This is a genomic window from Allosphingosinicella sp., assembly GCF_059502505.1.
Map to the genome: position 1 here is coordinate 1,033,882 of NZ_JCACEU010000014.1, position 12,495 is coordinate 1,046,376.

Below are 12,495 nucleotides of genomic sequence, written 5' to 3' on the forward strand. Positions count from 1 at the left end.
GATCACGATGAGGATGATCGCGGAAGGTCGTTCCCGCGTAGCATCCTGGACCCCTGGCGCCCTCTGAGGCCGAACAGCAGGCCCGGCCGAACACGCGGTTCGAACAATTCGTTGGGCGCTTCCGGATCGAGCAGTTCGCTCGTCGCAAGGGCGCCCTGCGCGGCGCTCGTCGGAGGCGGCTCGAACGGCACGAGGGTTCGGCCGGAGCCGCGAAGGCGGTCGATCGTCTGGATCACGGAGCCGGTCTCGTCGAGACTCGCCGCCATCGTCTCGGGCGAAACACCGAGATGCTCGGCGAGCAAGTCGCAGCGGACGGAGGCGATGGTGCGGCGCGCCTCAGGATCGGCATGGACGCCATCGATGAGCAGGTCGCACTCGCTGTCGAGGCCCATCGAGCGGTTGTTGAGATTGGCCGAGCCGACGCGGAGATATTCGTCGTCGACGATCATGATCTTGGCATGGACGTAGATGTCAGCGCCCTGCTCGGTGACGGGCGTGTAGATGCGGAAGCGGCCGTGGCGGTCCCTTTTCCGGAGCTCGCCGAGGAGGAGGGCACGCGCCGGGCCCATCACGCTTTCGTCCAGCCAGCCTTCCGCGGTCTTCGGATTGATCACGACGATCTCAGGGCCGTCCGGCTCCTCCAGCCGTTCGGCGATGGCGAGGGCGACCGCGCGCGAGGCGAAATATTGCGTCTCGAAATAGATGTACCGGCGCGCGCAGGCGACGAGGTCGAGGAACAGCGCCTCGATTTCGCGCAGTTCGGACTGCGGCCCCTCATGGCCGCGGGTGCGGGCGATGGCGACCGGGACATGGCGGAATTGAGGCTCCAGCGCCTTGGGCCAGGGATCGCTGCCGGACGGGGGAACCGGAAGCTCGTCATCGGTGGTGGCGGCATCCCAGCGCATTCGGCCGAGCTCACCCAAAGCACGCGCGGCGTTGCCGTCCACGGCCATGATCGCGTCGTGCCAAGGTTCATAGACGCGATGGGTGAAGGGGCGACGGCGTCCTGGCTCAAGATCGCGATGATCGCGCGTATCCCAGCGCGAGGCGGTGATGTCGATGCCGCCGCAGAAGGCGAGAGCGTCGTCGATCACCAGAATCTTCTGATGGTGGCTGGCATCGAGCGGATGAGTGCTGTCCCACTTGATGCTGATGTCCTTGTCGAAATACCAGCGGAGCAGGCGCAAGAAGGTGGTGCCGCGGCCGGGGATGCTGAGCAGCCCCTCGTCCCAGGCGAGGATGTAGATGTTCAGGCCGGGTCGGGTGCGACCGAGCCACGAGAGAAAGGCACCCAGGCAGTTGGGCGCCTCGCCGGCGTCTTCCTTGCTTACCAAGGCGACGCGGGTGTCAACGTCCCAGCCGATCAGCAGGATCTGGTGCCTCGCCGCGAGCATCGCCTCGCGCGCGAGCCGGTAATAGTCTGCGGCATCGACGATCAGCGCAGCCCGATCCGCGCGCTCTATCCGCCAGCAATTGCGTTCCGGCTGGAGCAGAAGGGGCGATGGCTGGGCCATGGCCGACGAACGCGCGCTGGCGAGGCGAGTTTCCGCACCCGGAACGGCCGCGGGCCATGCCAGATCGGCTGATCTTCGGAACGGCGGCGGAATTCTTGAAACAGATCAGAATGACGGTCGTTCTCCAGCGGAATTGATGCAGATTAAGTTGATGAACAGCGTAGTCAGCCCCGGGGCGGAACGGGCGGAGTGTTCGCCTGAAAGTCCCTGGGGCTTCCATCCGGCCATGGTCGACAATGCCTGTCCGCGCTGCGGCTGGACGGCACGTAATACCGGGCAGCCGGAGCAGATGCAGGCGGTGGAGCTTGGACAAAGCGGGCCCTTCTAGTCGGCAGCGGACGGTCGACGAGCAAATGAGTGCCGACCAGGCGGAGCGCCAGCTTCGTCGCGGCATCGAGAAGAGCAGGAAGGTTGTCGCCAATTATCGCCGGCAGCTGACACGGCTTGCCTTGGCGCCGAGCCCGACTGAACGGCCGCTGTTCAAGTGGCGCAAGGAGTGACGCGATGCTGAACTATCCGGTGCACGTCACGCCCGGCAGCGAGCAGGCGGTGATGCTGACCTTTCCCGACGTGCCGGAAGCCGTCGTTGTCGCCCGCTGCGCCGACGAGGCCTTTCGCGGCGCCGCCCGCATTCTGGAAGGGATCCTTGCCGCCTACGTGATCGAAGGCAGGCCCATTCCGGCACCCTCCGAAGCCGACGGCGCGCCCACCGTCGGCACTCGCCGCTTCAGCCTGATCGGCGTTGAAGCGATCGACTGAAATCCCGCCTTAGCGCGACTGACTCCTGGCCTTTCGCAAGTTCCGACGAGGGACGGCGTGGCGAAAGTGACCGTGGAGTGGCGATGCACGACGATGACGCGCGGGGGCCGAGCAAGGGACTGATGTACGGCCTGCTGATCAGCGCGGGATTGTATCTGCTGGCCGGGCTGTTCTGGCTGGCGACCTGATCGCCGGGGGTCAATGCGGCGCGACGAGGTGGCGGCGGTGGAGCGGTGCCTCGGGCGTCGTGCGCAGGAACGCCTCGATGCATTCGACGATGCGGCCGGTGGCCGGCTCACGCGAAAGCGGGATATGGCTGTCGGTATCGAGCGAGACCAAGCTCGCATTGGGAATGGTGGCGGCAAGCTCGACAGCGCAGAGGATCGGTACGCGCTGATCGCGGCTGGCGTGGAGAACCACAGTCGGCGCGCGCACCTCCGAAAGGCGGTGGCGGACGTCGATCCGCGAAAAGGCTTCCAGGAAGCGGACGGCGTTCTCTGTGCTGGTGGTGCGGCGCTGGAATTCGTTGAACCAGTCGATCTCGGCATGGGTGGCAGACGGCATGAAGGCCTGGCTGAACAGCTGGCGGTAGACCGGATTGTCGCCGCCCCAGCCGTGACGCACCAGAGTGATCACCGCCTCGCGCTGCTCGATCTCTGCCGGGTCGGCGGTGTGGCGCCAGCCCGCGGCATAGCCGCCGAGGAGGATCAGCTGGCTGACCCGCTCCGGGTGACGCGCGGCATATTCGATCGAGACCGCGCAGCCTTGGCTGATCCCGAGCAGCGGGAAGCGCTCCAGCCCGAGATGATCGACGACGCATTCGAGGTCGCTGACGAACGCCTCGAAGCTCAGATCCTCGACCTCCCAGTCGGAGAAGCCGTTTCCGCGCTCGTCGTAGCGGATCAGGCTATGGTTTGCGGACAGCTCGCGGAAGAGGCGACCCCACACAGGACCGGACCAGTCGAGCTCCAGATGGTTGAGCCAGTTGGCGGCCTTGACCAGCGGCGGACCCGAGCCGGTGCAGGCATAAGCGATGCGCACCCGGTCGGATGTGAAGGTGTAGCGGACGTGCTGATCGACGTCCGCCGAGGATGTCTCCTGGCCGACCAACTCAATCGTGGCCGGTTCGGCGACGACCGTAAGAGTCGTGTCCTGCGGCCGCGCTGAAGGGACGGACCGGCCCAGCGCTTCCGCCTCCATGGCGAAGCGCTTCTGCTGTTCGAGCGTAAAGGCGGGATGGGCGGCCGCTGCGGCGAAGAGGCGGGCGCGTAAATCGTCGATCAGGCTGCGCTCGGCCGCCAACCAGGCGGCGTAGCCGTCGAGCCCGGCGAGATCGAGTCCGGCGAGCGGCGTGTCGATCGCCGCATGGGCCAGTTCGACAAAGCGGTCGAGCGCCTCGCCGGGGGCACCGTTGGCAAGCTCCGACGAGGCGAGCAGGGCCTCGGCTTCGTCGATGTCCGTATCGATCGTGCGGGTGACGAGCTCGACGCGGTCGCGGTCGGCGATCAGGCAATCGGCGTGGCTGCACAGCATCGTGCGGATCTTCGAGAGCGACCAGCGCAGCGCCGCGCGCGGATCGTCGGGTATGTCGAAGAAGAACTCGCACAGCCGTTCACGGCGCACCGCATTTCCGGCGAGCAGCAGGTAGGCGAACAAGGCGCGGGTTTTGCGCGACGCCGGCAGCGGGAGCGCGTGGCCGGCCTCGCTCAGCGTCAGCTCGCCGAGCAACGTCACCTTCAGTCTGTGCTTCCCCGGTCCGGCCATGAGCGGCCTCCACAGCGAACCCGCCGTCAAGGCAATCGGTTCAGGGCCAGTTTCTACCCTTTCCCGCCCAATTTCAACGCTGCTTCAAACGGTGAGGCCAACGGCCTGCCGATAGGTGATCGCCAAAGCAAACGACCAAGGAGCGAAGAGATGAACAAGGAAAGCGCCTTCATCGGCGGCCTGCTGGCGATCCAGCTTTTCCTTCTGCCGCAGCTGCTGCTGATCTGACCCGTCCCTCCCGGAGCAGCGCTCTGGGAGGGACCAACCGACGGAGACAATGATGTGCAACACCACCGGACTCATGGCGCAGCTCGAGGCGCAGCCGGAGATGAGCGCCGAAGAGGCGGAATTTTCGGGTCGCCTGCTGAGCATGGCCAATCATGCGACGCTCGCTCTCATGATTTCGATCGGCCACCGCACCGGCTTGTTCGAGGCGCTGAAGTCGGCGGGCACGGCGACCAGCATGGAGCTGGCGCGGGAAGCGGGGCTCGACGAGCGCTATGTGCGCGAATGGCTCGGGGCGATGGCGTCGGGCCAGATCGTCGAGCTCGACCCCACGACAGGCAAATACCGCCTGCCCCTGCCGCACGGCGCCTTTTTGGGGCGTGACGCGGCGCAGGGGAACATGGCCGCGATGTTCCAGTTCATCGCCGTGCTCGGCGGTGTGGAGAGCCGCATCGTCGATTGCTTCCGCACCGGCGGCGGCGTTCCCTATGAGGCGTTCGATCGCTTCCATGAGGTAATGGCCGAGGAGAGCGCCCAGACCGTGGTCGCGGCGCTCGAGGAGGCGATCCTGCCGCTGGTGCCGGGACTGACCGAGCAGCTGGAGGCGGGCATCCACGTAGTCGACATCGGCTGCGGGTCCGGCCGGGCGATGAACCACCTCGCCGCGCTCTACCCCAACAGCCGCTTCGCCGGCTACGACATCAGCCAGGAGGCAGTCACCGCGGCGCGCGAGCAGGCGGCGCGGCTCGGGCTTCAGAACGTGCGCTTCGAGCGGCGCGACGTCGCGCTGATCGGGGAGGAGAAGTTCGACCTCGTCTTCACCTTCGATGCCGTGCACGATCAGGCGCAGCCGGCGACGGTGCTCGCGAACATAAGGCGGGTTCTGAAGGACGGCGGCGTCTATCTGATGCAGGACATCGATGCGGCGAGCGACGTGGCACATAATCTCGATCACCCACTGGCGCCGTTCATCTACACGATCAGCTGCATGCACTGCATGACCGTGTCGCTGGCTCGCGGCGGGACCGGTCTCGGCGCCGCCTGGGGCGAGCAGCTCGCGCTGGCGATGCTGAAGGATGCGGGCTTCCGCGACGTCGCGACCCATCGCCTGCCGCACGACCCGATGAACATCTATTACGTGTGCAGATGATGAAGAGCTGACGGGGCGGGCGGCGTCCTCATCCCCCCTCTTTAGGGGCGGCGCCCGATCCGACAGTCGCAGCCGTCCGCCGCCGCGTCCGGGAACGCGGCGGCGGGGACCCCCGGCTCAGGCTGCGACCCTTTTGTCTCTCCGGATCCGTTGTTGCGGGCTGGTAACAGTTGAGCCGAAATCGGTTTGGCGCCGATTCACAACGGTTCGTCTCTAGCGTATCGAAGTCGGCTGAGGCTGCGCGAGCGGTCAGGCACGAAGAGGCATCAGATGAACGCCTACAGGAAGGTCTATCAGGCGCTGGACGCGGCGCTGGCGAGTGGGGAGCGGGCGGTCGCGCCGGGGACGGAAGCGGCGGTGCAGGCCGCGATCGCGGAACTCCGCGCGGAGGGCGGCCCGAGGGACGCGGTGGCGCGGCTGCAGGAGATTTCGGTCGATCTGGCGCGGCTCAACGGTGCGCTCAGGGAAGGCGACGATCAGGAGTGCATGATGCAGCGGGCGCGGCTCGCCGCCGTTAAGGAAGAGTGGCTGAAGGAAGCGCCGCTGCACTGAGCCCAGCCCCGGCGTTGCGATACGTGCCGGGACGTGCGACCCTCCTCGTCGGTTCGTCACGGAGGTATGAGTGAGAACGCCGGGTAATTGCCCTAAATGCGGCGGGTCGATGTCCGCCGGCTTCATCGTCGATCAGGGCCACGGCACGGCGCAGGTCAGCACCTGGCAGGGAGGGGAGCCGAAGAAGAGCTTCTGGCTGGGCCTCAAGCAATCCAAGCCCGACCAGATCGAGGTCACCACCTATCGCTGCGGCCGCTGTGGCTATCTCGAAAGCTACGCGTTGGCCGATTGATCCCCGGAGCCCGTTTGCAGCCCCCGCCCTCGGGCTATCGGGCTGCCTGCCTTGACCTCGCTGGCCCCGCGGGCCAAGCCCTGCGTGGCTCCGGTAGCCGCTCCGTGCCTGTCCGTGCCACCTGCCCAGAGGAAGGAACCCTGCATGTCGTCCGCTGCCGCTCTCTTCGCCGTCGAGCCGAGCGCGGGCCCGATTCCCGCCGAGGAGCGGGCGAGGCAGCTGGAGGACCCCGGCTTCGGCCGCGTCTTCACCGATCACATGGCGATGATCCGCTATTCGGAAGGCAAGGGTTGGCACGATGCCCGGATCACCGCGCGGCAGCCTGTGGAGATGCAGACCACCTCCTCGGTGCTCCATTATGCGCAGGAGATATTCGAGGGACTGAAGGCCTATCGGCGGCCGAACGGCGGCGCCGCCCTGTTCCGCCCCGCCGCCAATGCTCGCCGCTTCCAGTCCTCGGCACGACGTATGGCAATGCCGGAGCTGCCGGAGGAGCTGTTCCTGGAGTCGATCCGCGCCCTGGTGCGCACCGACAAGGCCTGGATCCCCAATGGACCGGAGGGCTCGCTCTACCTTCGCCCGTTCATGTTCGCGAGCGAGTCCTTCCTCGGCGTGCGGCCGGCGGGCGAATATCTCTATGCGGTCGTCGCCTCTTCGGCGGGGCCGTATTTCAAAGGTGGGGCCCCGGGCGTGACCCTGTGGGTCACAGGCGAATATAGCCGAGCCGCGCCTGGCGGCACCGGCGCCGCCAAATGCGGCGGCAACTATGCCGCCAGCCTCGTCGCCCAGGCCGAGGCGATCCGCAACGGCTGTGACCAGGTCGTCTTCCTCGACGCGATCGAGCGGCGCTGGGTCGAGGAACTGGGCGGCATGAACATCTTCTTCGTGTTCGATGACGGCACCCTGCTGACGCCGCCCCTCGGCGGGACCATTCTTGCCGGCATCACCCGCGATTCCATCCTCCAGCTCGCCCGCGACATGGGCGTGGAGGCGCGCGAGGCGCCCTATTCGATCGAGCAATGGCGCGCCGACGCCGAGAGCGGCCGCCTCACCGAGGCCTTCGCCTGCGGCACCGCGGCGGTCGTAACCCCGATCGGGCAGGTGAAGAGCGCCGACGGCGGCTTCACCATTGGCGGCCAGTCCATGGGTCCGCTCACCCAGCGCCTCCGCTCCGCATTGGTCGCCATCCAGCGCGGCGAGGCCCCCGACCCGCACGGCTGGGTCGAGGAGATCGCCTGACGAAGTTCGCCACGGCGGCCTTCCCACCGCCGCCGGCGCGGCTATAAGGCCGCACGCGCGCCATGCTGGGGCGTCGCCAAGTGGTAAGGCACCGGTTTTTGGTACCGGCATTCGCAGGTTCGAATCCTGCCGCCCCAGCCAGACTTCATTCTAAGTCATTGAAAACGAACTGACCTCTCCGTTCCAGGCTGGCCCTTGGGCCGGTCACTGTAGCCACGGACTGTAGCCAATCCGTGGGAACGAGGTTCGATCAATGACCGCCATTCCCAACACAATGCGTCGCGGCGCCATCTATTGGTATCGTCGCTCCCGCCGTTTGCCCTGCGGTAACCACTGCCGTCCTATCGTCTCGTTGAGGACGGCCTGTCCTAAGGCCGCGCGTCGGCGGGCGGCGATCCTCACAGCGAAGTTCGAGGATCTCTACATGCGCCTTTTCGGCAACCCGGGACGCAGATTCGCTCTCGACCCGGCTGCGGCAACGCGGATCTTCCGGGCCGAGTTCAACAAGGCGCTGGATGCGATGGACGAGGAGAGCATGCAAGCCGGTGCCTACGGCTACGAGTACGGCAACATGGATAAGTTCCCCGACGTGCATGAGGAGGTGTATTGCTATCTCGCCGAGACCAACTGCTCAGGTGACGAGGTCTCGGCCGAGGCATGGACGGAGCGCGTTCCGCATCTCGACACGCGCGTGGCGAACCTGGCCCACCAGCAGTTGTCGCGCATCAACGCCATTTGGCACCTCAGCCTCGACGAAACCGCAGAGGCGCTCGAGAACGAGCAGATCGACACCGACATCTTCCACATGGACCATGCGATGCGCCTGCGCTTTGAGGCGAGGGTCGCTGCCGTCCGGGAGTATCGCCGGCGGATGAGCGACCCCGGCCGGCGGTTCGAAAGCCTTCTAGCGGCTCCCGTGCTGCAGCCAGCCACAACCGCCGCGCCTGCCGCGGTCTCTCAGTCGGGGCCGATCATCGACTCAGCCTGGGCGGCGCTGACCGCCGAGCAGGCCGCTCAGAAGTTTATCAACGACAATCCGAAGCTGGTCGCATCGGAGACTGGCAAGCGGGAGGCGAAGTGGACCGACAAGACAAAGTCGCAGTTTGAGTCGGCGATGCGCCTGCTCCAGAAGAGCATGGGCTCCAAACCGTTCGTGTCGCTTGCCAACAAGGATCTGCGGCAGCTGCTCAAGCATTTCGACGGGCTGCCGCCGAACCATCATAAGTCACCGCGCCATGGCCCGATGACGCTGCAGGAGATCTGTGCCGAGGCGCAGGCGGAAATCGCCAAGGGGCGGCTCAAGAAGACCGAGTTGGGCCTCAACGTGCCGACGCTCAACCGCCACTTCCGCTTCCTGAAGATGGCCCATGAAGGGGTGCGGAAGCAGAACCCGACGATCCAGGCGCTCGATTGGAGCGCGTTCGCGTTCGAGGATGGCCGCACCGCCCGGGAACAGCGTGAAGCGTTCCCTGTGCCGATCGCGCGGAAGATCTTCCGCCTGCCGCCGTGGCATGGCTGCGCCAACAAGCGACACCGCCTCAAGCCCGGCCGGGACGTCTATCATGACAGTCTCTACTGGGTGCTGCCGATCATCTGGTACTCGGGCATGCGGCGCGAAGAGGCCTGCAAGCTGCAGGTGACGGACATCGCCCGCAGCGACGACGGCATCTGGTACTTCGATATCGACGTGACCGACGCGGGGAGGGTGAAGAATGCCAGCTCGCGCCGCTGGATACCGGTCGCGGACGAACTGCGGCGTCTAGGTTTTATCGACTTCGTGGAAGCGATGCGCGCGTCCCGGCAGAAGCTGCTCTTTCCCGAGCTGGTCAGCGAAACCCGCACAATGGGCGAAACCTACTACCGGCTAGGCTGGATAAAGATCCTGGCGTGCCTGGAGGAGAAGCCCGATGACCTTACGCTGCACGGCATTCGCCATACGGTCGCGGACGAGTTGAAGGCCGCAGGCGTCAACCATGAGGTCAGGGCCGATCTCCTCGGTCATACGCTCGAAAGCGAGACCGCCGGCCGTTACTCGAAGGCGAGCCGGCTGAACGTGCTCTTGGAGGCGGTCAACAAGATACCGGTCGTGACTGCCACAGTGCGAGCGTCCAACGTCTGCCTAGCTCTCAGATGATGGCGCGGCGTTGGGCGTCCTCGCGACGTCCGCCGCCGCTGTCAGCGTCAGGTTGAGGAAGAACCGGCAATTTGGACCTTCAAGATTGCCGAGACTCAACGCCTTCAGCAATAAGCAGGTTATGAACACGACGCCGGAAGCTCGGGCCCGCGAGGTCATCGACGCACAATTGCTGGCGGCGGGGTGGGTCGTCCAAGATCGTGCTGACATGAACCGGACGGCATCTCTCGGGGTCGCTGTTCGGGAATTCCCCTTGGCAACTGGCCCCTGCGATTATCTGCTGATCATAGCCGGCAAAGCATGCGGTGTGATCGAAGCTAAGGCGGCCGGGACTACTTTATCGGGGGTGGCCGAGCAGGCGCGCGGCTACCAGCCGCAGCCCCAGCAGGCGCTTGCTCGCTGGAGCGACCCGCTTCGCTTCGACTATGAGGCTTCGGGCACGGAGATCCTCTTCTCGGATCGAGTGGATCCGCTGCATCGATCCCGCCGGGTTTTCGCCTTCCACCGGCCGGAGACGCTCCACGATTGGCTGAAAAGCGGGTCATCGCTGCGTGCTCGGTTAACCGAAATGCCGCCGCTCATCTCAGACGGGCTCCGCGACTGCCAGGTCGACGCGATCGAGGGCTTGGAAGCGTCGCTCGGCAGCGATCGGCCGCGTGCCTTCGTGCGAATGGCCACGGGGGCGGGCAAGACGTTCACGGCCGCGACGCTAGCCTATCGCCTGCTCGCGCATGCCAACGCGCGGCGTATCCTGTTCCTGGTCGATCGCAACAACCTGGGCCGGCAGACCCTCAAGGAGTTCCAGACCTACCGCCCGCCCGGCACCGGGCGGCTGTTCACTGAGCTCTATAATGTCCAGCGCCTCGGTGCCGCCGGTCTCGACCCGCCGGCCAAAGTCGTCGTCTCGACCATACAACGCGTGTTCGCGCAGCTGACCGGCACCGAGCTGTCCGAGGAAGAAGAGGAAGCAAGCGACTTCGAGCGCGGCTGGAACCCGCCGCCCAAGCAGGTGGCCTACAGCCCGACAATGCCGCCCGAGACCTTCGACATCGTCGTCGTCGATGAATGTCACCGCTCGATCTATGGCAGCTGGCGTCAGCTGCTCGACTATTTCGACGCCCAGATCATCGGCCTGACCGCCACGCCCACGGTGCAGACAGCCGCTTTCTTTGACGAGAACCTCGTCGCCGATTACCCGTACGAGAAATCCGTGGCGGACGGCGTGAACGTTCCCTTCGAGATCTTCCGCATCCGAACGCAGATCGGCGAGCATGGCGGGCGGGTCGAGAAGGGCTACACCGTTCCCGTCCGCGATCGTCACACCCGGGCGCAGACCTATCGCCTGCTTGAGGACGACCTCACCTACGCGCCGCAGGATCTCGACCGAAGCGTCATCGCCCGCAACCAGATCCGCACCGTGCTGGAGACGTACCGCGACACGCTGTTCACCGAGCTGTTCTCCGGCCGCAGCGAGGTGCCTAAGACACTGATCTTCGCCAAGGACGATCACCATGCCGAGGAGATCGTGCAGATTGCGCGCGAGGTCTTCGACCAAGGCAACGATTTTGCCAAAAAGATCACCTATAAGGTGGGGGCGAAATACGCTGAGACGGTAATCGCCGAGTTCCGCAACGCCTATAATCCGCGCATCGCCGTGACCGTCGATATGATCGCCACCGGCACCGACGTGAAGGCGATTGAGGCGCTGATCTTCCTGCGCGACGTGCGCTCGGCCGTCTATTTCGAGCAGATGCGCGGCCGCGGCGTGCGGACGATCGATCCCGCCACGCTGGCCACGATCACGCCGGGCGCGGGGGTCAAGGACCGCTTCGTGCTGGTCGATGCGGTGGGCGTCACCGACAGCCTGAAGACTCAGGCCATTCCGCTGGAACGCGAACACGGCGTCGCTTTCGAAAAGCTGCTGGAGCAGGTAGCCAGCGGGCGCAGCGACGAGGATGCGGTGTCGACGCTCGCCGGCCGACTTGCCCGTCTCGATCGCAAGCTGGACGAGGCGGCCAAGGCGAAGGTGGAGGCGGTGGCCGGCAGGCCCTTGTCGGCGCTGGCCGGCGAGCTGATTGATGCCATCGACGCCGACAAGATCGAGGCGGACGCCCGTCAGCGTCACGGCGCGACCGTCAGCGACGCTGAGATCGAAGCCGTCGCGGCCGAGCGGCGGGAGGCGGCGCTCGCCGCATATAACGATCCGGCGCTCCGCCGCGTACTGATCGAGGTGAAGAAGGCGTCGGAGGTCGTCATCGACGACATCAGCCGCGACGTGGTCGTCTCTTCCGCCTGGGACGAGGGGCAGGCGACGACGATGACGGCGGACTTCGGCCGATTCCTTGACGAGCATCGCGACGAGCTGACCGCTTTGCGCATCCTCTACGGCCTGCCCGCCACTTCGAAGCGACTGACCTATGCCAGTCTGGAGGAACTGCGCGACGCGATGATGCGCCCGCCCTGGCTGCTCGAGCCGCTGGCGCTGTGGAGCGCCTATCGCCGTCTCAGTGCCGACAAGGTGCGCGCCAACCCGGCACGGACGCTGACGGACATCGTCGCACTGGTTCGCTTCGCTATCGGAAAGTCGGAGATGCTGGCGCCGCTCTCCTCCGACATGGCGGGCCGCTTCAACCTGTGGCTGGGCCGCGAGCAGCGCGCCGGGCGCCATTACACGCAGGAACAGCTCGGCTGGATGGAGGCGATCCGCGACTATCTGGCCGCCAACATCGAGGTGACGAGCGCCGACATCCAGGACCAGTTCGAAGGTCGCGGCGGCATCATCGGCGCACGGCGGGCTTTCGGGCCCCGGCTCGATGCGCTACTCGACGAGCTTCAGGACGCGCTGGTGGCGTAATCGGGGGCGCGT

General features: G+C 66.0%; 12 protein-coding genes and 1 tRNA gene. 10 read left to right on the forward strand and 3 right to left on the reverse strand.

The genetic code is table 11. The annotated features are described in order from the left end of the window. Positions 1–2: 2 nt before the first annotated feature. Positions 3–1,514, reverse strand: a complete 1,512-nt coding sequence (locus AC5JBD_RS07525; RefSeq protein ID WP_495721132.1) for a phospholipase D-like domain-containing protein — start codon at positions 1,512–1,514, stop codon at positions 3–5. On the opposite strand from AC5JBD_RS07525, the gene AC5JBD_RS07530 reads away from it, so the two are divergent. From AC5JBD_RS07530 to AC5JBD_RS07540, 3 genes are read left to right on the forward strand one after another with little or no spacing between them, the layout of a single operon-like run. Continuing rightward, positions 1,513–1,842, forward strand: coding sequence for a hypothetical protein (locus AC5JBD_RS07530; protein ID WP_495721133.1), 330 nt, complete (start codon positions 1,513–1,515; stop codon positions 1,840–1,842). The genes AC5JBD_RS07525 and AC5JBD_RS07530 overlap by 2 nt on opposite strands. A gap of 25 nt (positions 1,843–1,867) precedes the next feature. Continuing rightward, positions 1,868–2,014, forward strand: a complete 147-nt coding sequence (locus AC5JBD_RS07535) for a hypothetical protein (protein WP_495721134.1) — start codon at positions 1,868–1,870, stop codon at positions 2,012–2,014. A 4-nt stretch (positions 2,015–2,018) separates the two neighbouring features. Next, positions 2,019–2,273 carry a type II toxin-antitoxin system HicB family antitoxin gene (locus AC5JBD_RS07540; RefSeq protein WP_495721135.1) on the forward strand — a complete coding sequence of 85 codons (255 nt, stop codon included), beginning with the start codon at positions 2,019–2,021 and terminating at the stop codon, positions 2,271–2,273. Between the two features lie 198 nt (positions 2,274–2,471). Here the strand turns inward: AC5JBD_RS07540 and AC5JBD_RS07545 are convergent, their stop codons facing one another. Together AC5JBD_RS07545 and AC5JBD_RS07550 are read right to left on the reverse strand one after the other, a co-directional pair. After that, the gene (locus AC5JBD_RS07545; protein WP_495721136.1) at positions 2,472–4,037 is read right to left on the reverse strand and encodes a bifunctional AfsR/SARP family transcriptional regulator/alpha/beta hydrolase; all 1,566 of its coding nucleotides are present in this window, start codon (positions 4,035–4,037) and stop codon (positions 2,472–2,474) included. An 84-nt stretch (positions 4,038–4,121) separates the two neighbouring features. Then, positions 4,122–4,328, reverse strand: coding sequence for a hypothetical protein (locus tag AC5JBD_RS07550; RefSeq protein ID WP_495721137.1), 207 nt, complete (start codon positions 4,326–4,328; stop codon positions 4,122–4,124). Between AC5JBD_RS07550 and AC5JBD_RS07555 the strand changes: the two genes are divergently transcribed. From AC5JBD_RS07555 to AC5JBD_RS07585, 7 genes are all read left to right on the forward strand, one after another. Continuing rightward, positions 4,318–5,412 (forward strand): class I SAM-dependent methyltransferase, encoded by a 1,095-nt coding sequence (locus AC5JBD_RS07555; protein WP_495721138.1) that lies wholly within the window; start codon positions 4,318–4,320, stop codon positions 5,410–5,412. The two genes, AC5JBD_RS07550 and AC5JBD_RS07555, sit on opposite strands and share 11 nt — an antisense overlap. Before the next feature lie 270 nt (positions 5,413–5,682). Continuing rightward, a complete protein-coding gene (locus AC5JBD_RS07560) occupies positions 5,683–5,964 on the forward strand; it encodes a hypothetical protein (RefSeq protein WP_495721139.1) in 282 nt (93 codons plus the stop codon). A 70-nt stretch (positions 5,965–6,034) separates the two neighbouring features. Continuing rightward, positions 6,035–6,256: a PF20097 family protein gene (locus tag AC5JBD_RS07565; protein ID WP_495721140.1), complete on the forward strand. Its 222-nt coding sequence runs from the start codon at positions 6,035–6,037 to the stop codon at positions 6,254–6,256. Between the two features lie 144 nt (positions 6,257–6,400). Next, on the forward strand, positions 6,401–7,495 hold the full coding sequence (locus AC5JBD_RS07570) for a branched-chain amino acid aminotransferase (RefSeq protein ID WP_495721141.1): 1,095 nt from the start codon (positions 6,401–6,403) through the stop codon (positions 7,493–7,495). Between the two features lie 66 nt (positions 7,496–7,561). Then, positions 7,562–7,636 (forward strand) — tRNA-Gln (locus tag AC5JBD_RS07575). A gap of 211 nt (positions 7,637–7,847) precedes the next feature. After that, the gene (locus AC5JBD_RS07580) at positions 7,848–9,629 is read left to right on the forward strand and encodes a site-specific integrase (protein WP_495721142.1); all 1,782 of its coding nucleotides are present in this window, start codon (positions 7,848–7,850) and stop codon (positions 9,627–9,629) included. Between the two features lie 121 nt (positions 9,630–9,750). Then, complete coding sequence (locus tag AC5JBD_RS07585; RefSeq protein WP_495721143.1) at positions 9,751–12,483, forward strand: type I restriction endonuclease subunit R; 2,733 nt, start codon at positions 9,751–9,753, stop codon at positions 12,481–12,483. Positions 12,484–12,495 lie beyond the last annotated feature (12 nt).

What these genes read in the sequence shown, in the direction of transcription:
- AC5JBD_RS07545 (WP_495721136.1), bottom strand. Translation starts at nt 4,037, where the DNA reads ATGGCCGGACCGGGGAAGCACAGACTGAAGGTGACGTTGCTCGGCGAG.
- AC5JBD_RS07555 (WP_495721138.1), top strand. Translation starts at nt 4,318, where the DNA reads ATGTGCAACACCACCGGACTCATGGCGCAGCTCGAGGCGCAGCCGGAG.
- AC5JBD_RS07570 (WP_495721141.1), top strand. Translation starts at nt 6,401, where the DNA reads ATGTCGTCCGCTGCCGCTCTCTTCGCCGTCGAGCCGAGCGCGGGCCCG.
- AC5JBD_RS07560 (WP_495721139.1), top strand. Translation starts at nt 5,683, where the DNA reads ATGAACGCCTACAGGAAGGTCTATCAGGCGCTGGACGCGGCGCTGGCG.
- AC5JBD_RS07525 (WP_495721132.1), bottom strand. Translation starts at nt 1,514, where the DNA reads ATGGCCCAGCCATCGCCCCTTCTGCTCCAGCCGGAACGCAATTGCTGG.
- AC5JBD_RS07585 (WP_495721143.1), top strand. Translation starts at nt 9,751, where the DNA reads ATGAACACGACGCCGGAAGCTCGGGCCCGCGAGGTCATCGACGCACAA.
- AC5JBD_RS07540 (WP_495721135.1), top strand. Translation starts at nt 2,019, where the DNA reads ATGCTGAACTATCCGGTGCACGTCACGCCCGGCAGCGAGCAGGCGGTG.
- AC5JBD_RS07530 (WP_495721133.1), top strand. Translation starts at nt 1,513, where the DNA reads ATGGCCGACGAACGCGCGCTGGCGAGGCGAGTTTCCGCACCCGGAACG.
- AC5JBD_RS07535 (WP_495721134.1), top strand. Translation starts at nt 1,868, where the DNA reads ATGAGTGCCGACCAGGCGGAGCGCCAGCTTCGTCGCGGCATCGAGAAG.